General features: G+C 74.7%; 18 protein-coding genes, 1 pseudogene and 1 riboswitch. Of the genes and pseudogenes, 15 read left to right on the forward strand and 4 right to left on the reverse strand.

Annotated elements, in window-relative coordinates:
- Entirely contained in the window at nucleotides 1–2298 is a 2298-nt protein-coding gene (gene pdxA, locus WIS52_RS22135) for a 4-hydroxythreonine-4-phosphate dehydrogenase PdxA (protein ID WP_349300243.1), read from the reverse strand.
- 328 nt (nucleotides 2299–2626) lie between these two features.
- Here pdxA and WIS52_RS22140 point away from each other — a divergent pair, with 328 nt between their 5' ends.
- The 6 genes from WIS52_RS22140 (at nucleotide 2627) to WIS52_RS22165 (ending at nucleotide 8857) form a co-directional block, all read left to right on the forward strand.
- Nucleotides 2627–4036 (forward strand): Nramp family divalent metal transporter, encoded by a 1410-nt coding sequence (locus tag WIS52_RS22140; protein WP_349300244.1) that lies wholly within the window; start codon nucleotides 2627–2629, stop codon nucleotides 4034–4036.
- Between the two features lie 5 nt (nucleotides 4037–4041).
- On the forward strand, nucleotides 4042–4983 hold the full coding sequence (locus WIS52_RS22145) for a phosphoglycerate dehydrogenase (protein WP_349300245.1): 942 nt from the start codon (nucleotides 4042–4044) through the stop codon (nucleotides 4981–4983).
- A 16-nt stretch (nucleotides 4984–4999) separates the two neighbouring features.
- Entirely contained in the window at nucleotides 5000–5977 is a 978-nt protein-coding gene (locus tag WIS52_RS22150; protein WP_349300246.1) for an aldo/keto reductase, read from the forward strand.
- Between the two features lie 42 nt (nucleotides 5978–6019).
- Complete coding sequence (locus tag WIS52_RS22155; RefSeq protein ID WP_349300247.1) at nucleotides 6020–6790, forward strand: HpcH/HpaI aldolase family protein; 771 nt, start codon at nucleotides 6020–6022, stop codon at nucleotides 6788–6790.
- Nucleotides 6791–6801: 11 nt separating this feature from the next.
- Nucleotides 6802–7962, forward strand: a complete 1161-nt coding sequence (locus WIS52_RS22160) for an enolase C-terminal domain-like protein (protein WP_349300248.1) — start codon at nucleotides 6802–6804, stop codon at nucleotides 7960–7962.
- A 223-nt stretch (nucleotides 7963–8185) separates the two neighbouring features.
- A complete protein-coding gene (locus tag WIS52_RS22165) occupies nucleotides 8186–8857 on the forward strand; it encodes a hypothetical protein (protein ID WP_349300249.1) in 672 nt (223 codons plus the stop codon).
- Between the two features lie 57 nt (nucleotides 8858–8914).
- Here WIS52_RS22165 and WIS52_RS22170 read toward each other — a convergent pair whose 3' ends face one another.
- Nucleotides 8915–9769 (reverse strand): MaoC family dehydratase, encoded by an 855-nt coding sequence (locus WIS52_RS22170; protein WP_349300250.1) that lies wholly within the window; start codon nucleotides 9767–9769, stop codon nucleotides 8915–8917.
- 150 nt (nucleotides 9770–9919) lie between these two features.
- Between WIS52_RS22170 and rsfS the strand changes: the two genes are divergently transcribed.
- The 7 genes and pseudogenes from rsfS to WIS52_RS22205 form a co-directional block, all read left to right on the forward strand.
- Nucleotides 9920–10315 carry a ribosome silencing factor gene (gene rsfS / locus WIS52_RS22175; RefSeq protein WP_349300251.1) on the forward strand — a complete coding sequence of 132 codons (396 nt, stop codon included), beginning with the start codon at nucleotides 9920–9922 and terminating at the stop codon, nucleotides 10313–10315.
- Nucleotides 10312–10932, forward strand: coding sequence for a histidine phosphatase family protein (locus WIS52_RS22180; RefSeq protein WP_349300252.1), 621 nt, complete (start codon nucleotides 10312–10314; stop codon nucleotides 10930–10932). Before rsfS ends, WIS52_RS22180 begins: the two co-directional genes overlap by 4 nt.
- Nucleotides 10925–11650 (forward strand): diglucosylglycerate octanoyltransferase, encoded by a 726-nt coding sequence (octT, locus tag WIS52_RS22185; protein WP_349300253.1) that lies wholly within the window; start codon nucleotides 10925–10927, stop codon nucleotides 11648–11650. Before WIS52_RS22180 ends, octT begins: the two co-directional genes overlap by 8 nt.
- A complete protein-coding gene (locus WIS52_RS22190) occupies nucleotides 11647–13086 on the forward strand; it encodes a xylulokinase (RefSeq protein WP_349300254.1) in 1440 nt (479 codons plus the stop codon). Before octT ends, WIS52_RS22190 begins: the two co-directional genes overlap by 4 nt.
- 22 nt (nucleotides 13087–13108) lie before the next feature.
- On the forward strand, nucleotides 13109–13966 hold the full coding sequence (locus WIS52_RS22195; RefSeq protein WP_349300255.1) for a DegV family protein: 858 nt from the start codon (nucleotides 13109–13111) through the stop codon (nucleotides 13964–13966).
- A gap of 97 nt (nucleotides 13967–14063) precedes the next feature.
- Complete coding sequence (locus WIS52_RS22200) at nucleotides 14064–15221, forward strand: helix-hairpin-helix domain-containing protein (protein ID WP_349300256.1); 1158 nt, start codon at nucleotides 14064–14066, stop codon at nucleotides 15219–15221.
- 524 nt (nucleotides 15222–15745) lie between these two features.
- Nucleotides 15746–17368: pseudogene (locus tag WIS52_RS22205) on the forward strand (ComEC/Rec2 family competence protein); the annotation flags it as partial.
- A gap of 432 nt (nucleotides 17369–17800) precedes the next feature.
- On the opposite strand, the gene thrC reads toward WIS52_RS22205, so the two are convergent.
- On the reverse strand, nucleotides 17801–19069 hold the full coding sequence (gene thrC, locus WIS52_RS22210; RefSeq protein WP_349300257.1) for a threonine synthase: 1269 nt from the start codon (nucleotides 19067–19069) through the stop codon (nucleotides 17801–17803).
- Nucleotides 19070–19075: 6 nt separating this feature from the next.
- Nucleotides 19076–19224, reverse strand: a riboswitch (SAM riboswitch).
- A gap of 130 nt (nucleotides 19225–19354) precedes the next feature.
- Here thrC and holA point away from each other — a divergent pair.
- Nucleotides 19355–20341 (forward strand): DNA polymerase III subunit delta, encoded by a 987-nt coding sequence (gene holA, locus WIS52_RS22215; protein WP_349300277.1) that lies wholly within the window; start codon nucleotides 19355–19357, stop codon nucleotides 20339–20341.
- Nucleotides 20342–20824: 483 nt separating this feature from the next.
- Here the strand turns inward: holA and rpsT are convergent, their stop codons facing one another.
- Nucleotides 20825–21091, reverse strand: a complete 267-nt coding sequence (gene rpsT / locus WIS52_RS22220; protein WP_349300258.1) for a 30S ribosomal protein S20 — start codon at nucleotides 21089–21091, stop codon at nucleotides 20825–20827.
- 508 nt (nucleotides 21092–21599) lie between these two features.
- Here rpsT and lepA point away from each other — a divergent pair.
- Complete coding sequence (gene lepA, locus WIS52_RS22225) at nucleotides 21600–23462, forward strand: translation elongation factor 4 (RefSeq protein WP_349300259.1); 1863 nt, start codon at nucleotides 21600–21602, stop codon at nucleotides 23460–23462.
- Nucleotides 23463–23554 lie beyond the last annotated feature (92 nt).

Consider the following 23554-nt stretch of genomic DNA (forward strand, 5'->3'; position numbering starts at 1 on the left):
TCACGCTACCGGTCGCGACGCCAGCTCCACGGCCTGGCGCAGCGCCTCCACCATCGACCCCGGGTCGGCCTTGCCGGTACCGGCGATGTCGAAGGCGGTGCCGTGGTCGACCGAGGTCCGGATGACCGGCAGCCCGACGGTCAGGTTGACCCCGTTCTCGATGCCCAGCACCTTGACCGGGCCGTGGCCCTGGTCGTGGTACATGGCCACGATGAGGTCGTAGTCGCCCCGGCCGGCCAGGAAGAAGGCGGTGTCGGCGGGCAGCGGGCCGTGCACGTCGATGCCGTCGGCACGCAGTACCTCCAGCGCGGGGACGATCTTCTCGTCCTCCTCGCCGTAGCCGAACAGGCCGTTCTCCCCGGCGTGCGGGTTGATCCCGCAGACACCGATCCTCGGCGTCGGGTTCCCGGACCGGACCAGCGCCTCGTGTCCACGCCGGACGGTCCGCTCGACCAGACCCGGCTCGATCCGCGCGACGGCGTCGATCAGGCCGATGTGCGTGGTCACGTGCACGACCTTCACCGTCGGCGTCGACAGCATCATCGACACCTCCTCGGTGCCGGTGAGGTACGCGAGCAGCTCGGTGTGGCCCGGGTAGCGGTGCCCGGCCGCGTGCAGCGCCTCCTTGTTCAGCGGCGCGGTGCAGATCGCCTGCACCCGCCCGCCGACGGCGAGCTCGGCGGCCGCCGCGACGTAGCGGTAGGCGCCCTCACCGGCGTCGGCGGAGACCGCGCCCCACGGCAGGTCCGCCGGCAGCTCGCCGACCTGCAGCACGCAGACCCGGCCGGGACCGGGCTCGGCGGACTCCACGTCGTCGACGGTCACGATCTCCGCGGAGTGCCCGAGGACCTCGGCCGCCCGGCGCAGCCGCGCGGCGTCGCCGACCACGACCGGCCGGCAGCGCGCGAGGACGTCGGGGTGCACGAGCGCGGGGACGATCACCTCGGGCCCGATGCCCGCGGCGTCGCCCATGGTCACGGCGACGGTGGGCAGGGGAGCGGCGGTCCCGGTGGGGACCGGCGGCTGGGGGGCGGTGGCGGTCATGCGGCTGCCTTCCGATCGCTGCGTCCGGTGTGGATTCTCCCGGACCGGGTCTTCGACGTGGGTGTGATCGTGGTCGGCGGTGACGGCTCGGGTCATCGCGACCAGCGAGCCGTCACCACCGAAGCTTCCGGGGCGGGTCACCACCTGGCGCCCGCCGGCCGTCCGGCTGCGGACCGCGCCGTGCTCGACCTGGCCCAGCGGTTCCAGCCGGTCGATGCCGAGCGCGTCCAGCACCCGGCGGGCGGTCTCGCCGCCGGTGAGGACGAGGTGCGGGCCGTCCGGCCCGCCGGCCAGGACCGCCGCGGCGGCGGCCAGGTCGGCGGCGACGGCGGCGGGGTCGCCGCGCAGGTCCGGGTCCGGGCGCAGGACGGTGACGCCCGGCCGTCCCGCGCCGTGCGCGGCGGCCGGCAGCGGATCACCGGGGCGGCGTCGCAGCTCGCCGGCGCCCGCGCCGAGCAGCCGGGTCACCTGGCGGGCCGCGGCCGGTTCCGCCGAGCCGACGACGGCGAGCACGGGCCGGGCCGGGCCGGCGGCGACCGGACCGCCGTCCAGTCCCGCGCGTCCGGTCGCCCGGCCGAGCGCGGCGGCGAACCCGCCCGATCCGGCCGTCGCGATCCCGGCCGCGGCGGCCGCGCCGGCGATCAGGTCCAGGTCCGCGTCGCTCTCGGCGTCGCACAGCACCACCGGCGACGTCCGCAGCGCCGCGGCCAGCGCGGCGTCCGGACCGGCCCGCAGGGTGGCGACCCCGAGCACCGCGGCGCCGGTGACCCCGGCGGCCGCGCGCAGGTCCTCCGGGGGCGGGTGCGGCTCCATCCGCCAGGCGGTGGTCGCGTGCAGCGGCACCCCGTCGAGGTGGACGACGCCGTCGCACACCGTCCGTCCGGCCTCCGGCAGCGCCGCGGCGAGCACGACCGGGCCCCGCGCGGCGAGCGCGCCGACCACGGCCGCGACGTTGCCGCGCAGCAGGGAGTCGATCTTGACGAAGGTGCGGGTCCCGGCCGGGGCGGCGTCGAGCGCGCGCTCGGTACGGGCGGCCGCCTCGGCCGGCGCGGCGGTCCGGCAGTGCAGGTCGACCACGGTCAGGTCGGCACCGCCGTGGTGGTCGCGGTCGTCGTCGCCGCCGTCGGGCTCGCGGTAGCCGGCGTCCGGGTCCAGCAGGATCGTCGCGGTCGCGCCCGGAACGGCCAGGACGGCCGCGGTCTCGGCGGCTCCGGAGAGGTCGTCGGCGAGGACGAGGACGGGCTGTCGGGACACGGGACACCTCCTTCGACGGGGCGGTCGCGGCCAGGGCAGCGATGCGGGAACCGTGCACATCATGCATGAGATGCGCGGCGAACGCGAGGTTCTCTGCGCGATATGCGCACAACGTTCGCCGAGTGCATCCGGCCGACTTCTGGATAACAGCACGTCAGATCGCATTCTGGCAAGGATTGCCGTGAGGGCAACGTGCGACGGGTGCGTCGTTGTCTTGCGCGAATCACGCACGATGTGCCATCGTCGCCGCGGCGCTGCGGCGCCCTGCACGTTCCCCCGGTGGCCGCCCGGCGCGGCCCTTCCCGCCCCCGGACAAGGACGGATGTCGATGGCGACGACCGACGCGCACACCGGTGCGCACGATCCCTACCGGCTGGACCCCGCCGACGTCCGCACCCCGCCCACGACCTTCCGCGGACGGCTGCGACACCTCGGCCCCGGCCTGATCCTCTCCGCCGCCGTCGTGGGGTCCGGTGAGCTGATCACCACGACCGCACTCGGCGCGAAGGCCGGGTTCGTCCTGCTGTGGCTCGTGATCGTCAGCACCGCGGTCAAGGTGTGGGTCCAGATGGAGCTCGCCCGCTGGGCGATCCTGACCGGCAAGCCCGCGCTCGAGGGCTACGCCCAGGTCCCGCCGCGGATCGGCCGGGTCAGCTGGATCAACGTGCTCTGGATCCTGATGGACGGCGCGAAGATCCTGCAGCGCGGCGGCATCATCGGCGGCACGGTCGCGGCGCTGTCGCTGCTGTTCCCGCTGATCGGGGAGCCGCTGTCGTTCCCCTCGCTGCTCACCTGGACCGTGATCACCACGGCCAGCGTGTTGTTCATGCTGCGCACCAACCGCTACGGCGTCGTCGAGAAGGCGTGCTTCGTCGCCGTCGTGCTCTTCACGCTGATCACCGTCGCGCTCGCGCTCGGCCTGCCGCTCACCCCGTTCGGCTACGGGCCCGGTGACCTCGCGCTGGGCATGGAGTTCCTCATCCCGGCCGGCACGCTCGGGTTCGCGATCGCGATGTTCGGCATCACCGGCGTCGGCGCCGACGAGATGACCACCTACACCTACTGGTGCCTGGAGAAGGGCTACGCCCGCTGGACCGGGCCGGACGACGGCACCGAGGAGCGGGCCCGGCGCGCCGAGGGCTGGCTGCGCGTCATGCGGCTGGACGTGTTCGTGTCCTGGCTGGTGTGCACGATCTGCACGCTGTCGTTCTTCGTGATCGGTGCGGCCGTGCTGCACCCGCAGGGCCTGGTGCCCTCGGGCAACGAGATGATCACGACGCTCTCCCGGATGTACACCGACACGCTCGGCGAGTGGGCGATGTACGTCTTCCTGGTCGGCGCGGTCGCGGTCCTGTTCTCCACCTTCGTCGCCTCCACCGCCAGCGTGCCGCGGCTGTGGAGCAACACCCTGGCCCTGCTCGGGGTGTTCGACTGGTCCGACCGAGCCGCCCGCGAGCGCTGGATCCGGATCTTCACGATGGCCATGCCCCCGGTCTGGGCGCTGGGCTTCCTGCTCGTCCAGTCGCCGGTGCTCATGGTGCAGATCGGCGGGATCGCCGGCGGGATCTTCCTGCTCGCCGTGGTCGTCGCCGTCTGGTACCTGCGCACGACCGAGGTGGACCGTCGTTTCCGCTCGAACGCGCTGCTCACCGCCGCGCTGGTGCTCTCCAGCGTCGCGGTGACCGCGCTGGCCGCCTACTCGCTGCTCGACACGCTCGGCGTGGACTTCGGAGGATGACCCGCATGCCCCGTGTACTGATCACGACCCCCAGTTTCGGTGCCCGCTCCGACGCGCCGTGGACGGCGCTGAAGGAGGCCGGGCTCGAGGCCGTCGTCCGGACCGACCGGCACCCGCTGCCGGCCGCCGAGCTGGCGGAGCTGTTCGCCGGGGTCGACGCCGCCGTCGTCGGCCTGGACGAGGTCACCGCGTCGGTGATCGAGGCCGCCGGCGACCTGAAGGTGCTGGGCAAGCACGGGGTCGGGGTCGACAACATCGACGTCGCCGCCGCCACCGCCCGCGGGGTGACGGTCGTCAACACCCCGGGGGCGAACACCGGCGCCGTGGCCGACCTGGCGTTCGGCCTGCTGCTCGCGGTGGCCCGCCGGATCCCGCAGGCGCACGCCTCGACCGCGGCCGGGAACTGGGAGCGGTTCTACGGCCCGGAGCTCGCCGGGCGCACCCTGGCGATCATCGGGTTCGGCCGGATCGGCCGGTCGGTGGCCCGGCGCGCCGCCGGCTTCGACATGACGGTCGTCGCGCACGACCCGTACCTGTCCGGCCCGGACGCCGACGGCGTCCCGCTGCTGTCCCTGGACGAGTGCCTGGCCCGCGCCGACGCCGTCAGCCTGCACCTGCCCGGCGGCTCCGGAGCCCCGTTGATCGGCTCCTCGGAGCTCGCCGCGCTGCGCCGGGGCGCGATCCTGATCAACACCGCCCGCGGTGACCTGGTCGACGAGGCCGCGCTGGCCGCCGCGCTGCGCGACGGGCACCTCACCGGCGCCGGGGTCGACGCGTTCGCCGTCGAGCCGCCGTCCGGCAGCCCGCTGATGACCGCGCCGAACGTCGTGCTCACCCCGCACGTGGGTGCGGCCAGCGACGACGCCAACGCGGCGATGGGCACGACGGTCGTCGCCGACGTGGCGCGGGTACTTCGCGGCGAGACACCCCGCAATCCGGTCAGCTGAGAGCGAGAGGGAAACCATGCAGACCACCGAGGTCCCCGGCACCGGCCTGACGGTGTCCCGCCTGGTGCTGGGCACCATGAACATCGGCGACACCGTCGACCGGGACGGCGCCGCCGCCATGCTCGACGCGGCCGCCGAGGCCGGCATCACGATGATCGACACCGCGAACGGCTACGCCGGCTCCCGCTGCGAGGAGATCCTCGGCGGGCTGCTCCGGGAGCGGCCCGGCCGGTTCGACGTCGCGAGCAAGGTCGGGATCCCGCACCCGGACGCCGGCGGCGCGCCGCCGCTGTCGGCCAAGGCGATCCACGCCTGCGTCGAGGGCTCGCTCACCCGCCTCGGCGTCGAGAAGCTCGACGTCTACTACCTGCACCAGCCGGACCGCGCGACCCCGTTCGCCGAGACCCTCGAGACGGTCGCCGCGCTCGCCGACGCCGGCACCATCGGTGCGCTCGGTGTCTCGAACTTCGCGGCCTGGCAGATCGCCGAGCTGCGGCACGCCGCCGTCGTCGCCGGGGCCCCGCAGCCGACCTTCTCCCAGCCGCTCTACAACCTGCTGGCGCGGCGGATCGAGGAGGAGTACGCCGAGTTCTCCCGGACCGCGGGCCTGTTCGACGTCGTCTACAACCCGCTGGGCGGCGGCCTGCTGTCGGGCCGGCACTCGTTCGACGCCCCGCCCGCCGACGGCCGGTTCGGCTCCTCCGGGCTGGCCACCATGTACCGGGACCGGTACTGGAGCGAGGGCCTGTTCCGCGGCGTCGAGGCCCTGAGCCGGGTCGCCGCCGACGCCGGGATCGGCCTGCCCGAGCTGGCGCTGCGCTGGCTGGTCGGCAACGACGGCGTGGGCGCCGTGCTCATCGGCGCCTCGAAGGTCGAGCAGCTGCACGCGAACGTGGCCGCCGCCGAGCGCGGCCGCCTGCCCGACGACGTCGTCGCCGCCTGCGACGCCGTCTGGACCGACCTGCGCGGGCCCGTTCCCGCCTACAACCGCTGAGTCACGTCACTGCTGAGTCATCTCACTGCTGAGGGGATCGTCATGAGTTCCGCTGAAGGTTTCGCCGCCCGGCTGCGTGCGGGGGAGAAGATCGTCGGCTACTGGGTGGTGCTCGACAACCCGGTCGGCACCGAGCGCATCGCCCGCACCGGCTACGACTACGTCTGCATCGACGCCCAGCACGGGCTCGTCGACTCCCGGGCGGTCCTCTCGACCGTCACCGCGGTCGACACCTACGGCGTCGCCAGCATGGTGCGGGTCCAGTCGAACGACGCGTTCTGGATCGGGCAGGCACTCGACACCGGCGCCCGCGGCGTGATCGTGCCGATGGTCGACACCGTGTCCGACGCCGAGTCCGCCGTCGCCGCGTGCCGGTACCCGCCGGTCGGGCGGCGCAGCTACGGCCCGATGCGCGCGCAGCTGCGGGTCGGCCCGACGCCCGCGGTCGCCGACGCAGAGGTCGCCTGCCTGGTCATGATCGAGACCCCGGACGGCCTGGCGAACGTCAAGGACATCGCCGCGGTCCCCGGTGTCGACGGCCTCTACATCGGACCGTCGGACCTGCGCCTCGCGCTCGGCGGGAAGACCTCCACCGACCCGGACCTGAACGACCGGTTCGAGGAGGCGCTGACCGAGATCCTCGCGGCGGCCACCGCCGCCGGCATCGCCTGCGGCATCCACTGCCCGGACGGCGCCACCGCCGCGAAGCGGCTGGGCCAGGGCTTCTCGTTCGCCAGCGTCGCCTGCGACGTGGTGCACCTCGAGCAGGCCGCGAAGTCGCACCTCGACGCCGCGCGCGGCTCGGCTTCCTGAGGGGACGACGCGTGAAGATCGAGCGCATCCGCATCGACAAGGCGAAGTTCGACATGGTCGACTTCGCGAAGCACCCGACCGGCTTCTCGCTGGTCTACGAGCCGGGCAGCCGCAAGCCCACCAGCGCGTACGCCATCCGGATCTACACCGACGACGGCGTCGTCGGCGGCTACGTCGGCGGCAACTCCATCTCGACCGCCCAGGTCGCGATGTTCGGCGACTACCTGATCGGCAAGGACCCGCTGCAGCGGGAGCTGATCTACAACGACGTGAAGCGCCAGCTGCGCAAGTTCGACAAGATGGGCATGGGCTTCGTCGACATCGCGCTCTGGGACCTGGCCGGCCGGGTGCACGACGCGTCGATCCGCACCCTGCTCGGTGGCTGGAAGACCCGGGTCCCGGCCTACGCCTCCACCGCCGCCGGTGACCGGAACGGCGGCCTGGACAGCCCCGAGGCCTACGCCGACTTCGCCGTCGCCTGCAAGGAGCTCGGGTACAAGGCCTACAAGCTGCACGTCTGGGACGTCTACGAGGTCTCCGAGGTCGTCGAGACGATCGCCAAGGTGCGCGAGGCGGTCGGCCCGGAGATGGACCTCATGCTCGACCCGGGCTGCAAGCTGGAGACCTTCGCGCACGCCGTGCAGGTCGGCCGGGCCTGCGACGAGGCGAACTTCCTCTGGCTCGAGGACCCCTACAAGGACACCGGGATCTCGATCTTCGGTCACAAGCGGCTGCGGGAGCTGATCCGGACCCCGCTGCTGCAGACCGAGCACGTGCGCGGGCTGGAGCAGCACGTCGACTTCGTGGTCGGCGGCGGCACCGACTTCGTCCGGGCCGACGCCGAGTACGACGGCGGCATCACCGGCGCGATGAAGATCGCGCACGCCACCGAGGGCCTCGGCCTCGACGTCGAGCTGCACACCCCGGGCCCGGCCCAGCGCCAGCTGATGGCGTCGCTGCGGAACACGAACTACTACGAGATGTCGTTCGTGCACCCGAAGTCCAGCGAGATCGGGCGCAGCCAGCTCATCTACGCCGACGACTACCGCGACGGACTCACCGCGATCGGGTCCGACGGCTGCGTCCCGGTCCCCGAGGGCGTCGGGCTGGGCATCACCTACGACTGGGACCGGATCGAGGCCCACACCGTGGAGACCATCGAGTACCGCTGACCGGCCCCCGCCCACCCCCCACCGGCGACTCATGGAGCTTTGGTTCGGTATCGCCGAACCAAAGCTCCATGAGTGGGGCACGGAACGGGCGGATCGCCGCCCCACGCGATCTCGTCACGCACGCCGCGGCCTCGCGATCACGCACCGCCGAGCGGGTGACGACACAGCGCGACGATCGACCGTGTGTCACGTCGACCTGCACCGAACGGGCTACCGTGGGCTCGTGATCGCCGTCCCGACCCCGGCCGTCGCCGGTCTGCTGCTCCGCGCGGTGCCGCGACCCGTGCGGCGGGACGCGCACGCCGCGATGCAGGCCCTGGCCCCCTGGGGCGCCGTCTCGGCCCAGCTCGTGCAGGACAGCGGCGGCGGCATCGCCGACCACGACGTCGTCGTCGACGGTGAGCCGCTGCAGATCCCGTACCGGATCGCGTTCCCGTGGCCGGCGGCCGCGTCGACCGGCGGGCTGACGCCGCGCCGCCGGGCCGTCGTCGCCGCGTGGATGTCGCGCAGCGAGAACACCGGCCTGCGCCAGCGCGCGGTCCGCGAGCTGTTCGGCGTGCCCGAGCCGTGGGTGGTGCCGTTCGTGGTGCAGCTGTGCGGCGAGTACGTGTACGAGATCGCCGCCGACGTCGACCGGTTCGTCCGCACCGAGCTGCCGCAGCGCCCGGAGATGCGCGCGGCCTACGCCCGGTTCCTCCGGGACAACCCGCACTACCTGGCGACGACCCGGCACCGCGCGGCCGTGTTCCGGCACCTGGACCACCGCTGGGCGCACCGCTACGACCCGCTCCGCAGCTACCCGCAGATCGCGGCGCTGGACGCGCTGGAGGCGCTGCTGGTCCCTGGTGAGCCAGGCGACACGGCGTCCCCGCCCGTCCCCGCGGTGGCCTCCTGACGCTTGCCGCCCCGCTGCCGCGGCGGTCAGCGGGTACCGGAGCGGCCGCCCGGTGGGTCAGGGCGCCAGGACGGCGGTTCCGTGGTCCAGCACGACGACGCCGTCCGGGCCTCCCGCGGTCGTCCGGAAGGCGGTGCCGTTCCCGCCCGTCCGCCACACCGCGACGGTCAGTTCCTGGCCCGGCACGACGGGTGCGGTGAACCGCGCGTCCATGCCGAGCAGCCGGGTCGCGTCGCCGTCGCACACGGTCGCGACCAGTGCCCGCGCGGTGACGCCGTAGGTGCACATCCCGTGCAGGATCGGCCGGTCGAAACCGCCGCGCGCGGCGAACGCCGGGTCGCTGTGCAGCGGGTTGCGGTCCCCGGTCAGCCGGTAGAGCAGCGCCTGCCCCGGCGACGTCCGGTAGGTCACCTCGAGGTCCGGGGCCCGGTCCGGGACCGGCGAGGGCACGGTCTTCCCGCGGGACCCGCCGAACCCGCCCTCGCCGCGCAGGAAGACCGACCGCGTCGTCGACAGCAGCGGCGCCCCGGTCTCGGCGTCGACGGCCTCGGCCGCGCTGCGGACCAGCGCACCCGACCCCTTGTCGAGCACCTCGGTGACCGTCGAGGTCACCCGGGCCCGGCCCTCCAGCGGCAGCGGTCCGGCCAGCCGGAAGGACTGCTCGGCGTGCACCACCCGGGTGGGGTCGATCTCGCCGAGGTCGACCCGGGCACCCCTGGTGATGATCTCCGCGAAGGACGGCAGCGCCGTCGTCCGGACGCCCTCGGTGTTCTCGGTGGTCAACGCCAGCTCGGCGGTCGGGTCCTCGGCGCCGGCGCCCACCGCCACCGCGTACAGGAGCACGTCGTCGCGTGCCCACGCGACGTTGACCGGTTCGCTCTGCGCGCCCTCGAGGTCGGCGGCCAGGGCCATGGGGAGTCTCCTTCGACGATCCACCGGGAGCGGCGAACCTATCCCGCGTGGTGCCCGGCGCCCAAGCCCCCGGCGCGAGGCTGACACACTGGGCGTCACCGGGCGTTTCCGCCCGGGCTGGATCCGAGCACGCGGGAGACGTGAGACGCAGTGACGGCATCACCCGAGGCGATCGAGCTGACGAAGGTCGCCGCGGCCGCGGCCGCGGACAAGAAGGCCGCCGACATCGTCGCGCTCGACGTGTCCGAGCAGCTGGTCCTCACCGACTGCTTCATGCTCGCCTCCGCACAGAACGAGCGGCAGGTCCAGGCCATCGTCGAGGCGGTGGAGGAGAAGCTGCGCGAGCGCGGCGCCAAGCCGACCCGGCGGGAGGGCGACGCGGACAACGGCTGGGTGCTGCTCGACTTCACCGACATCGTCGTGCACGTGATGCACACCGAGCAGCGCGGCTTCTACGGCCTGGACCGGCTCTGGAAGGACTGCCCGGTGATCGAGGTGCCGCAGCCCGGGCCGGACACCTCACCGGACGTCCAGGGCCGCGCATGACGCTCCGCCGGATCACGCTGCTGCGGCACGGGCAGACCGAGTACAACGCCGGTGGCCGGATGCAGGGCCACCTCGACACCAAGCTCACCGCGGACGGCCGCGCGCAGGCCGCCGCGGCCGCCCCGCTGCTCGCCGGGTTCCCGTTCGACCGGATCGTCACCTCGGACCTGTCCCGGGCCTACGACACCGCCACCGCCGTCGCCGAGGCGACCGGGCTGCCGCTGGCGGTGGACAAGCGGCTGCGCGAGACGCACCTCGGGGACTGGCAGGGCCGGACCGTCGCCGACATCGAGGCCGGCGATCCGGGCGCGATCGCCGACTGGCGCTCCGACCCGCGCTGGATCCCGCCGGGCGGGGAGTCCCGGATCGACGTCGTCACCCGCTCCATGCCGGTGGTCGACGAGCTCGACGCCGAGTACGCCGACGACCCGGCCGAACGGTCCGTGCTGCTCGTCGCGCACGGCGGGATGATCGCTGGTCTGGTCTGCGGCCTGCTCGAGCTGCCCGAGACGGCCTGGCCGGTGATCGGCGGGATGGGCAACGCCAAGTGGGCCGTCGTCGCCCGCCGTGCCGACCACCCGCGCTGGCGGCTCTCGGGATACAACATCGGTGCCTGACCTGCTGGTCGTCGCCGACTCGCTGGCCTTCCACGGGCCGGAGCGGCCGTGCCCGGCCGACGAGCCGCGGCTGTGGCCGAACGTCGCGGCGGAGCTGCTCGGCGGCGACGTCGAGCTGGTCGCCCGGGCCGGCTGGACCGCCCGGCACGCCTGGTCGGCAATCGCCGGGGATCCGCGGGTCTGGGCGGCGATGCCGCGGGCCCGCGCCGTCGTCCTCGGGGTGTCCGGGATGGACGCGCTCCCCTCGCCGTTGCCGACCGCGCTGCGCGAGCTGATCCCGGTGCTGCGCCCGCCGGCGCTGCGCCGCGCGGTGCGGGCCGGGTACCGGCGGGCCCAGCCGGTGCTGTCCCCGGCGCTCGCCCGGCTCCCCGGCGGCGGACCGGCGACCCTGCCGCCCCGGCTCACCACGCACTACCTGGAACGCTGCCGCGCCGCCGTGCACGCGCTGCGGCCCGGGCTGCCGGTGGTGGCGCTGCTGCCGTCGGTGCACCGCGCGGCCGACTACGGCTACGTCCACCCGCACCGGGCCGCCACCGAGGCCGCCGTCCGGGACTGGGCGGCCCGGTCGCCGGACGTGGCCGTGCTCGACGTCCCCGCGCTGGTCGGCGCGCACGTGCTCGGCGGGCACGGCAACCCGGACGGCATGCACTGGGGCTGGGCCGGGCACCGGCTGATCGGCGAGGCGCTGGCGGTCCTGCTGGAGGGGGTGCCGCGGTGACCCTGCTCGGGATCGACCTGGGCACGACGTCGGTGAAGGCCGCCGTGTACACATCGGACGGATCGCGGGTCGCCGCGGCCGCCCGCCGGCACGTGACGCGCCGCCCCGCGCCCGGGCACGCCGAGCAGGACCCGGCGGACTGGTGGGCCGGGCTCACCGGCGTCGTCGCCGAGCTCGACGCGTCCGGCGCGCTGCGCGACCTCGACGGGATCGGGGTCTGCTCGCAGGTCAACACTCACCTGGTGACCGATGTGGACGGCGTCGTGCTGCACCCGGCGATCACCTGGCAGGACGGCCGGTGCGCCGCCGTCGCGGGGACGCTGACCGAGCGGCTGTCCGAACAGGACCGGACACGGGTGCGCGGCGGGCTCGGCACCGTCGACGCGTCGCACCCGGCGGCCCGTGCGGCCTGGCTCGCCGAGCACCGCCCGGACGTGTGGTCGCGCACCGCGTCGTTGCTCGCGCCCAAGGACTGGCTGCTGGCCGGGCTGACCGGCTCGGCAGTCGCCGACCCGATCTCCTCGATCGGCCTGGTCGGGCCGGACGGCACCCACCCGGACTGGCTGGACCTGCTCGTACCCGGACTGCGCGCGCTGCTGCCGCCACTCGCCGACCCGGCCTCGGTCGCGGGGTCGACGACGGGCGCGGGCGGGCTCCCGGCGGGCGTGCCGGTGGCCGTCGGCACGATGGACGCCTGGTCGGCGCTGCTCGGCGGCGGGGTCGCCGCGCCCGGGGACGCGATCGACGTCGCAGGGACGTCCGAAGTGGTCGCGATGGCGGCTCCCGGCCCCGGTGGGACGGCGCCGGGGATCGTGACCTTCCCGGAGTGGCGCGGGCTGCACGTGCATGCCGGGCCGACGCAGGCCGGCGGGGACGCGCTGACCTGGGCCGCCGGCGTCCTGGGGGGTACGCCCGGTGACCTGATCTCGCTCGCCGCGACCGCCGAGCCCGGCGACCTGCTCTTCCTCCCGCAGCTGGCCGGAGAGCGCGCCCCGGTCTGGGACCCGGCGCTGCGCGCGCACTGGCTCGGTGCCGGGTTCGGCACCGGCCGCGCGGAGCTGGCCCGGGCGGTGCTGGAGGGCGTCGCGCACGCCGCCCGGCACGTCCTCGGTCCACTGGAGACGGCGGCCGGTGGGCCCGCGGCGTCGCTCGCCGCGTGTGGCGGCGGGGCGCACAGCGACCTGTGGTGCCAGATCAAGGCCGACGTGCTGGACCGGCCGCTGCGGCGCACCACCGAGCGCGACGCCGGGGTGCTCGGCGCCGCGATGCTCGCCGGGCTGGCGGTGGGCACCGGTACTTCGGTTCCCGAGCTCGCGAGCCGGATGGTGCGGGTCGAGCGGGAGTTCATCCCCGACCCCGCGGAGCGTGGACGGCTGGACGACGCCCACGGGCGCTACCTCGCGGCCCAGCAGGCCCTGGGCCCCCTGTTCCGCTGAGCCCGCCGCTAGGGTCCGATCCGTGCCCTGCTCGCCGGTCGCCGTGGTCACCGACTCCACCGCCCACCTCCCGCCCGGTGTCGCGCTGAAGCGCGGGGTGCAGGTCGTCCCGCTGGAGGTGCGGCTCGGCGGGCGGATCGCGCGCGACGGCGTCGACATCACCCCGGCCGAGCTGGTCGCCGCGCTCGCCGACCGCAACCTGCTGGTACAGACATCGAGGCCGGCGCCCGCCTCGTTCGCCGCGGTCTACCGCGATCTTCTCGACGACGGGGCCGAGGAGATCGTCTCGGTGCACCTGTCCCGGGAGCTGTCCGGCACCTGGGACGCCGCGCGGGCGGCCGCGCAGGAGGTTGCGCCGGACCGGATCCGGGTCGTCGACTCCCGGGCGATCGCGATGGGCCTCGGGTTCGCCGTGCTCTCCGCCTGCGACGTCGCCGACGCCGGGGCCGACGGCGCGGAGGTCGAGGCCGCGGCCGTCGCGGTCGCCGCCCGCTGCCGGGTGCTGTTCGGGGTGCAGGACCTGGAACGGCTGCGCCGCGGCGGACGGATCGGTACGGCGGCGGCGCTGGTCGGGTCGGCGCTGGCGGTGAAGCCGCTGCTGCATCTGTCCGGGGGCCGGATCGCGCCGCTGGAGAAGGTGCGGACGACCTCGCGGGCCACCGAGCGGTTGGTCACGCTGGCCGCGGAGAGCGGCGGCGCCGGCACCCGGCTGGCGGTGCACCACCTGGGTGCCGAGGACCGTGCGCTGGACGTCGCGGGCCGGTTGCGCGAGCGGGTCCCCGACGCGGCCGAGGTGCACGTGTCCGAGGTCGGCGCCGTGATCGGCGCGCACGTCGGGCCCGGCCTGATCGGTGCCGTGGTCGTCCCACCCGCGCCGTAGCGGTCCCGGCACCCGTCGTTCCGGTGGCGGGGCGGGGTTGTCCACAGGCGAACAGATCGTGGGTGCAGCGGGCTCGTCCGGACCTAGCGTCGAGGGCGTGACCAGGTCGGACGGCAGACGTGACCCGGCCCGGCGGCTCGCCGGGCTGAACGGCTCGCTGCGCTCGACGGCCGGGCCGGTGGCGGTGACCGGGGACCCGCCGCCGTCCCGGCACCACGACGCGGCGGCGGGGCGTTCGGCCGATCCGCCGACGGTGCCGATCCCGCTCGGTGCGCCGGGTGTCGGCGGGCCCCCTGCATCGTGGGCACCGCCGCGACCGCCGCATCCGCGGGTCGCGGGCCACGGCGCGCCCGGGTCGTGGGAGGGCCGGGCCCCTGCGGCATCTGGTGACAGGGGTCGTCGCAGGGGCGCGGACCAGGACGATCCGGCGGCGCCTCCCGTCGGGCCCGCCGACGACCCGGCGGAGGCGGAGGGCGACCACGAACCCGGCGGTCGCCCACCCGCGTGGCGACGCGTCGCGCAGCGCTGGCTGCCGCCGTCGCTGGCCGGAGCCCGGGTGGACCCCGGGCGGCCGGGGGCACTCGCGCTGGTCACCGTCGTGCTGCTCGGCGCGATCGCGGCCGGCGTCGGCGTGTGGTCGAACCGGCCGACCACGCAGCCGGTCGCCGGGCTGCCGGCGGTCACGGCCGCCCCCGGCGAGGCGTCCGCGGAGCCCGGGACCGACGGCGCGCCGGCCGATCCGGAAGCCGCCGCGCCGGTGACGGCGGGGCCGCTGGTCGTCAGCGTCGTCGGCAAGGTCGCGCAGCCCGGTCTGGTCCGCGTCCCGGACGGCTCCCGCGTCGCCGACGCCCTCGACGCCGCCGGGGGAGCGCTGCCGGACGTGGACCTCAGCGTGCTGAACCTGGCCCGCCGGCTCGGCGACGGCGAGCAGATCGCGATCGGGGTGCCGCCCGCGCCGGACGCCGCTCCGGTGCTCCCGGCGCCGGGTGGCGAACCGGCCTCCGGCGCGGAACCCGGCACCGGGGACGGCGTGTCCGGGCCCGCACCGGGTGGCGCGGCCGGCGGGAAGGTCGACCTCAATGCGGCGACCGCCGAGGACCTCCAGGCACTGCCCGGGATCGGCCCGGTGACGGCGAAGAAGATCCTCGACTGGCGCACGGCGAACGGCCGCTTCGAACGCCTCGAGCAGCTCCGCGAGATCGAGGGGATCGGGGAGAAGCGGTTCTCCCAGCTGCGCGAGGCGGTGACCGTGTGACCAGCCGGCGCGCGATCCGGGACACCGAACCCGACCCCGACTCGCCCGACCGGCCCGCGCCGCCGGACCTGCGGCTCGTCCCGGCGGCGCTGGCGACGTGGGCCGCGGTGCTGAGCGGGCTCGTCGGCGGCCCGGCCGGGGGAGTGGCCGCGGCGCTGGTGAGCGCCGCACTCGTGCTGACGGTCCTCGTGCGGGCCCGGCGCAGCGCCCGGGCCGCCGCGCCGGCCACCACGGTCCTCGCGGCCGGGGGCTGCGCGCTGGCGGCCGCGGTGCTGGTGACGGCGCACGCGTCGGTGCTGGCCGGGCACCCGCTGCGCGAGGCCGCCGAACGCGGGGCGTCGGCGGAGGTGCGGATCGTGCTCGCCGACGATCCGCGGGCGCTGCGGACGGCGGTCGGCGGGGACGAGGCGGGGTCGCCGCGGGCGATGGCGGTGGTCCGCGCCCGGCTGCTGACCGCCACCACCGGCGACCGGCGCTGGGACACCGGCGGCCGGATCGTGCTGCTCACCCCGGCACAGGGGTGGATGGATCTGCTCCCCGGGCAGGCGGTGACCGCCGAGGGGGTGCTGGCACCGGCGCAACGCCCCGACCTGACGGTGGCGGTGTTGCGGGTGCAGGGCCCTCCGGAGGACGTCGAGCCGCCGCCGTGGTGGCAGACCGCGGCCGGGTCGCTCCGGGACGGCCTGCGCGACGCCGCGGCGTCCGCGCTGCCCGAGGCACCCGCGGGTCTGCTCCCCGGGCTCGCGATCGGCGACACCCGCAACCAGCTCGCGGAGACCGAACAGGACCTCCGCACCGCCGGGCTCGCGCATCTCGTGGCGGTGTCCGGCGCGAACGTCGCGATCGTCACCGGCGCGGTGCTGCTGGTGTTCCGCGGGTTCCGGGCCGACCCGCGGCTGGCCGCCGCGGCCGCGATGGTCGCGCTGGTCGGGTTCGTGATCCTGGCCCGGCCCTCGCCGTCGGTGCTGCGGGCGGCGGTGATGGGCTCGGTGGTGCTGCTCGCGCTCGCCGCGGGCCGGGCGAGATCGGCGCTGCCCGCGCTCGCCGCGGCGGTGCTGGGGCTGCTCCTGGCCGCGCCCGCCCTGGCCGTCGACGTCGGGTTCGGGCTCTCGGTGGCCGCCACCGCCGCACTCGTGCTGCTCGCCCCCGGCTGGGCTGCGGGGTTGCGGGCCCGTGGCGTCCCACCCGGGCCGGCCGAGGCTCTGGTGGTGCCGGTCGCGGCGGCGCTGGCGACCGCGCCGCTGATCGCCGGGCTGAACGGCCACATCGGACTGGTCACGATCGTCGCGAACCTGCTCGCCGCCCCCGCCGTGGCGCCGGCGACGGTGCTCGGCGTGCTCGGTGCCGTGCTCTCACCGGTCAGCCCGCACGCGGCCTGGCTGTGCGCCTGGCTGGCCGGGCCCAGCGTGCACTGGCTGGTCCTGGTCGGCGACCGGGCGGCGGCAGTGCCCGGTGCCCTGGTGCCCTGGCCGGCCGGGACCGGCGGGGCGCTGCTGCTGACCGCGCTGCTGCTGCTCCTGCTCGCGATGGGCCGGGTGCCCCGGCTGCGCGCCCTGCTGGTGGCCGTCCTGGTGGGGCTGCTCGTCGTGCTGGTCCCGACCCGTTTCGTGCCACCGGGCTGGCCGCCGGCCGGATGGCGGGTCATCGCCTGCGACGTCGGGCAGGGCGACGCGTTCGTGCTGGCCACCGGCGATCCGGGACACGCGGTGCTGATCGACACCGGCCCCACCGACGACGCGGTCGACGCCTGCCTCGACCGGCTCCGGATCCGCGTCCTGGAGCTGGTGGTGATCACGCACATGCACAGTGACCACGACGGCGGCACCGCCGGTGCGCTGCGCGGGCGGGCGGTGGCCGGAGTCGCCGTCGGCCCGGTGCGCGAACCGGTCGCACGCCTGGCGCGGCTCGAGCGGCGGGCCGCGGCGGCGGGCGCACCGCTCGTCGGGCTGACCCGCGGCGCGGTCCTGGAGTGGCCGGAGCTGCGCCTGGAGGTGCTCGGGCCGGTGCACCCGCCGTCCTCCGTGGACGGTGAGGACGGCACGGCCCTCAACGACGGCTCGGTCGTGCTGCACGCGTCCACGCCGGCCGGGTCGGTGCTGCTCACCGGCGACATCGAGCTCGCGGCCCAGGACGACCTGCTCGCCTCCGGCAGCGACCTGTCCGCCGACGTGCTGAAGATGCCGCACCACGGCTCGCGCACCTTCACCCCGCGGCTGCTCGACGCGGTCGCGCCGCGCGCCGCGCTGATCGGGGTCGGTGCCGACAACACCTACGGCCACCCGAACCCGGAGCTGATGGACCGGCTGCACGGGGCCGGGATCGCCGTCGGGCGCACCGACGAGTCCGGTGACGTCGCGATCACGGGCGACGACCCGGCCGGGCTGAGCCTGGTCGCCCGGGGCGCTCCGCAGCTGGCACCGGGCGGACGGGGCCGGCGCGCGCCCGGCCGCCGAGCACGATGTGCCCGGTCGGCCGGACAGAGTGCCCGGGCGGTGCGACCGCCCGGCGGTCGGCACGCGCCGCGGTGCGCCCGGTCCGGGGATGTGCCCTCGCCGTGCTCGTACCCGCCCGCCCCGGGGTCAGCCGCGCTGGGCCAGCGCCTCCCGCACGGCAGCGCTGGTCGAGGGCACCGTGGCGGTCGGGCCGACCTCGCCGGACACGGCGTCGAGGGTCTTCAGCCCGTCGCCGGTGATCATCAGGACGGTCTCGGCGTCCGGGTCGATCTTCCCGGCCTCGATCAGCTTCTTGGTGGTCGCGACCGTGACGCCGCCCGCGGTCTCGGTGAACACGCCCTCGGTGCGGGCGAGCAGCCGGATGCCCTCGACGATCTCGGCGTCGGTGACCTGCGCGATGGAGCCGCCGGTGCGGCGGACCGAGTCCAGCACGTAGGGGCCGTCGGCCGGGTTGCCGATCGCCAGCGAGCGGGCGATGGTGTCCGGCTTCTGCGGCTGAATGACATCGTGCCCGGCCTCGAACGCCGTCGCGACGGGCGAGCAGCCGGTGGCCTGGGCGCCGAACACGGTGTAGGGCGTCGGCTCGACCAGGCCGAGCTTGCCGAGCTCGGTGAACCCCTTGTCGATCTTGGTGAGCTGCGAGCCGGACGCGATCGGGACGACGACCTGCTCCGGCAGCCGCCACCCGAGCTGCTCGGCCACCTCGAACGCCAGGGTCTTCGAGCCCTCGGCGTAGTACGGCCGGACGTTGACGTTCACGAACGCCCAGTCCTCGTGCTCCGCGGCGAGCTCGGTGGCGAGCCGGTTGACGTCGTCGTAGTTGCCGTCCACCGCGAGCAGCGTGCCGCCGTACACCGCGGTGGTGACGATCTTCGGCTGCTCCAGGTTCGACGGGATGAGCACGACCGAGTCCCAGCCGGCGCGGGAGGCGGCGGCCGCGACGGCGTTGGCGAGGTTGCCGGTCGACGGGCAGCACAGCACCGAGAAGCCGAGCTCCCGCGCGGCGGCCAGCGCGACGGCGACGACGCGGTCCTTGAACGAGTGGGTGGGGTTGCCGGTGTCGTCCTTGACCCACAGCTTCCGGACGCCGAGCGCCTTCGCCAGGTTCTTCGCCTCGATCAGCCGGGTCAGGCCCGGCTCGGTGTTCGGGTGCTCCTGCACCGTCGAGGGCACCGGCAGGAGGTCCTTGTAGCGCCAGATCGACGTCGGACCGGCCTCGATCGACGCGCGGGTCACGGCCGGGAAGTCGTAGGCCACCTCGAGCGGACCGAAACACCGCGGACAGGCGAACTCCGCGGCCAGCGGGACCTCGTTCCGGCACTCGCGGCAGGACAGCGCCCGGGCGGAGCCCAGGTCGTAGCCGGAGGTCGTTTCGGGCGCAGCAGTGAGAGTCACGTGATCTCCTCATCTGTCCCGCCGAGGAGGCGGGTCGGAATTGGCACCGTGTTCGTCGACGTCCTCACCGCGGGCGTGCGGTGTGGGCGGATCGTCGTGCGACGCCGGTTGCCGGGGCTTCTACGGGCCGTTCCCTCTGCCCCTCTGGATGAGCCATATGTTGTTGTCCGCCCGGGATCGAGATCACCGGAGCAACGCGGACGGTACGGGAGCCGGGGTGGTCCTGGCCAGCCGATGCTCGCGGATCGGGACGCGGCTCACCGCCTGTCGGGGGTCTGGGCCACGATGGGTTCCGTGAGCAGGACGCGTGACACCGGCCCGCCCGCCCCGCTGCAGCTGGTGGTGGGTGACGAGGAGTTCCTGGCCGAACGGGCCGTGTCGGAGCTGGTCCGGCAGGCGCGCGAGCACGACCCGGAGACCGAGCTGCGCCGGTTCCGGACCTCCGAGGTCGTACCGGGGGACCTGGCCGGTCACCTGAGCCCGTCGCTGTTCGCCGAGGGCCGGGTGATCGTGCTCACGCACGCCCAGGACGCGACGAAGGACATGGTCGCCGCGGTCGCGGAGTACGTGAAGGATCCGGCCGAGGGCATCGTGCTGGTCGCCCAGCACGCCGGCGGGGCGAAGGGCAAGGCCCTGCTGGACCTGCTGCGCAAGGCCGGGGCCAAGGTCACCACCTGCAACCGGATCACCCGGGCCGACGAGCGCTCGGACTTCGTGCACGCCGAGGTCCGCCGGCACGGCGGCAGCATCACCGGCGGGGCACTGGCGGTGCTCGTCGAGGCGGTCGGCTCGGACCTGCGCGAGCTCGCCTCGGCCGCTGGCCAGCTCGTCTCCGACACCGGCGGGAAGATCGACGAGGCGGGGGTGCGCCGCTACCACCGGGGCCGCGCCGAGTCGTCCGGGTTCGCCGTCGCGGACGCGGCCGTCGCGGGGGATCGTCGTGGCGCGCTGGAGGCGCTGCGCTGGGCGTTCGTGCTCGGCGTGCCGCACGTCCTGATCGCGGACGCGCTCGCGGACTCGGTCCGCACGCTGGCCAAGGTCGGCTCGGCCGGGCGGGGGGACCCGAACCGGCTCGCCGGTGACCTCGGGATGCCGCCGTGGAAGATCCGCAAGGCGCAGGGCGTCGTGCGGCACTGGCGACCCGAGCAGCTGGCGGTCGCCGTGGCGGCGACGGCCCAGGTCAACGCGGACGTCAAGGGCGTCGCGGCCGACGCCGAGTACGCCCTGGAGCGCGCCGTGCTCGCCGTGGTGTCGGCCCGCAGCACCCGCTGACCCACCCACCGCCGGACACGGCCCGGCCCGCGCGGTCCCGGCCACCGCGCAGGCTCGGCCCCTGGCTCGGAGCGCGCCCGGGCCGGCAGCGGCCGAGCGGGCGCGACGTTCGCGCGGTGATCCGGAGTCTGCGCGCCGATCCGGAGCTCGCGCGCGCCATGACGCGCGCGTCCGCCGAACCGGCGCGCGGACACGTGGTCACCACGCGGCCGGGTGAGGATCGTCCGCGATCCCCGTCGAGATACGCCTGAGCGGGCGTCAGAGATCGACAACTCCCGCTCGTCCGCATCTCGGCGGATCCGGCGCCGGACGGGCCGGGGGTGCGCGCCGGAACGAGGCGGTCGGCGTCACCGCGCGGACGAACCGCGAGCGACGACCGCGCGAGTGCCGGTCCGCCCAGCCAGGCGTCCTGATACACCCCGACACACGACGACGGCGCCGCCCCTGGAGCGGGGCGACGCCGTCGTGCGGTGGTGCGAAGGCTCAGGCGCCGACCTTGTTCAGGCGCTTGGCCATGGCCGACTTGCGGTTCGCGGCCTGGTTCTTGTGGATGACGCCCTTGCCGGCCGCCTTGTCCAGGGCCTTCGCCGCCTTGCGCTGCGCCTCGGTGGCCGCGTCGCCGTTGCCCTGCTCGACGGCCTCGCGGAAGCGGCGGATCGCGGTCTTGACCGTCGACTTCACCGACTTGTTGCGCTGACGGCGCTTCTCGTTGGTCTTGACCCGCTTGATCTGCGACTTGATGTTGGCCACGTCTGCCTCTGGTCTTCCTGCCTGCTGGGTTCGGCTGGTCTGCTCGAGTCCGGTCCGCTCCGGCGGCACCGGATGGGAGTACCGTCCCGGTCGAGCACGCCGAGCGCTCAGCGGCCAAGGTTACCAGCGGCGTCGCGGCACCCGGGTCCGGGTCCGCGTCGCTGCCGAGCGGGCGCCGCGGACGACGCTGCCGACCTCACCAGGTGCGGTACGGGAGGAACCTACCGTCGAGCGTGATCACGGCGCGGTCGCCCTCCGGATCCGCGCCGCGTGGCAGGTCGGGGTCCGCGCCCGGGCCTCGTGACCCCGCAGGCCTTCGTCACCTCGCAGGGGCGTCCGCGACCTCGCAGGAGCCGCCACGCCTGCGAGGTCACCGGGAGCTCTGCGAGGTCGCCGGGTGTGACGTCGCGCGGCGCGCGCCTCCACCCGGGGGTGCGCCGCGCCGACATGGGACGATGGAGCGAGTGCCTGCAGCCCCGACGCGACAGCGAAAGCCGAGTACAGCCGAGTGACGACGTACGCCGACCGCACGTTCACCCCGCCGGAGCGCATCCGGAACTTCTGCATCATCGCGCACATCGACCACGGCAAGTCGACGCTGGCCGACCGGATGCTGCAGATGACCGGCGTGCTCGGGACCCGCGAGTACCGGGCCCAGTACCTGGACCGGATGGACATCGAGCGCGAGCGCGGTATCACGATCAAGGCGCAGAACGTCCGGCTGCCGTGGTCGGCGAAGAACGCCGACGGTGTCGAGCAGGACCACGTCCTGCACCTGATCGACACCCCCGGCCACGTCGACTTCACCTACGAGGTCTCCCGCGCGCTGGAGGCGTGCGAGGGCGCGATCCTGCTGGTCGACGCCGCGCAGGGGATCGAGGCGCAGACCCTGGCCAACCTGTACCTGGCCATGGAGAAGGACCTGCACATCATCCCGGTCCTCAACAAGATCGACCTCCCGGCGGCCGACCCGGACCGCTACGCCGCGGAGATCGCGCACATCACCGGCTGCGAGCCCGAGGACGTCCTGCGGTGCAGCGCGAAGACCGGTGAGGGCGTCGAGGCGGTGCTGGACGCCGTCGTCGCGCAGGTCCCGGCCCCGGTCGGCGACGCCGACGCGCCGGCCCGGGCGATGATCTTCGACTCGGTCTACGACACCTACCGCGGCGTCGTCACCTACGTCCGGGTCGTCGACGGCACGCTGTCCCCGCGCGAGCGGATCAAGATGATGTCCACCGGCGCCGAGCACGAGCTGCTGGAGATCGGCATCGTCTCGCCGGAGCCGAAGCCGTCCGAGGGGCTCGGTGTCGGCGAGGTCGGCTACCTGATCACCGGCGTGAAGGACGTCCGCCAGTCCAAGGTCGGCGACACCGTCACCTCCAAGCGCCACGGCGCCACGACGCCGCTGACCGGCTACCGCGAGCCGCAGCCGATGGTCTACTCCGGGCTCTACCCGATCGACGGCTCGCAGTACCCGGACCTGCGCGAGGCGCTGGACAAGCTCCAGCTCAACGACGCCGCGCTGACCTACGAGCCGGAGACCTCGGCCGCGCTGGGCTTCGGGTTCCGCTGCGGGTTCCTCGGCCTGCTGCACCTGGAGATCACCCGGGACCGCCTGGAGCGCGAGTACGACCTGGACCTGATCTCGACCGCGCCGAACGTCGTCTACGACGTCACCACCGACGACGGCACCGAGATCGTGGTCACCAACCCCAGCGACTGGCCGGAGGGCAAGGTCGCCGAGGTCCGGGAGCCGATCACCAAGATCACGATCCTGGCGCCCTCGGAGTTCGTCGGCACGATCATGGAGCTGTGCCAGAGCCGGCGCGGGCAGCTCGGCGGGATGGACTACCTGTCCGAGACCCGGGTCGAGCTGCGCTACACGCTGCCGCTCGGTGAGATCATCTTCGACTTCTTCGACGCGCTGAAGTCCCGCACCCGCGGCTACGCCAGCCTCGACTACGAGGAGGCCGGGTCGCAGGCCGCGGACCTGGTCAAGGTCGACATCCTGCTGCAGGGCGAGCCGGTGGACGCGTTCTCCGCGATCGTGCACAAGGAGTCCGCCTACTCCTACGGCACGATGATGGCCTCCAAGCTGCGCGAGCTCATCCCGCGCCAGCAGTTCGAGGTGCCGATCCAGGCCGCCGTCGGCTCCCGGATCATCGCCCGGGAGACCATCCGCGCGATCCGCAAGGACGTCATCTCCAAGTGCTACGGCGGCGACATCTCCCGCAAGCGCAAGCTGCTGGAGAAGCAGAAGGAGGGCAAGAAGCGGATGAAGACGATCGGCCGGGTCGACGTCCCGCAGGAGGCCTTCGTCGCCGCGCTGTCCACCGGCGGCGGGCAGGCGACCGAGAAGCCCAAGAAGTAGCCGCACCCACGCATGAGAGCGGGCCCGGATCCCTGAGGGGTTCCGGGCCCGTGGTGTACGTGGGGGCGACGTTCGTGGGGGCGACGTTCGTG

This window comes from Pseudonocardia nematodicida (assembly GCF_040105385.1).
In the GTDB taxonomy this organism is placed as follows: domain Bacteria; phylum Actinomycetota; class Actinomycetes; order Mycobacteriales; family Pseudonocardiaceae; genus Pseudonocardia; species Pseudonocardia nematodicida.

Coding starts and splice junctions, on each gene's coding strand:
- WIS52_RS22140 (WP_349300244.1), top strand. CDS start 2,627: ATGGCGACGACCGACGCGCACACCGGTGCGCACGATCCCTACCGGCTG.
- WIS52_RS22145 (WP_349300245.1), top strand. CDS start 4,042: ATGCCCCGTGTACTGATCACGACCCCCAGTTTCGGTGCCCGCTCCGAC.
- WIS52_RS22150 (WP_349300246.1), top strand. CDS start 5,000: ATGCAGACCACCGAGGTCCCCGGCACCGGCCTGACGGTGTCCCGCCTG.
- WIS52_RS22155 (WP_349300247.1), top strand. CDS start 6,020: ATGAGTTCCGCTGAAGGTTTCGCCGCCCGGCTGCGTGCGGGGGAGAAG.
- WIS52_RS22170 (WP_349300250.1), bottom strand. CDS start 9,769: ATGGCCCTGGCCGCCGACCTCGAGGGCGCGCAGAGCGAACCGGTCAAC.
- WIS52_RS22180 (WP_349300252.1), top strand. CDS start 10,312: ATGACGCTCCGCCGGATCACGCTGCTGCGGCACGGGCAGACCGAGTAC.
- holA (WP_349300277.1), top strand. CDS start 19,355: ATGGGTTCCGTGAGCAGGACGCGTGACACCGGCCCGCCCGCCCCGCTG.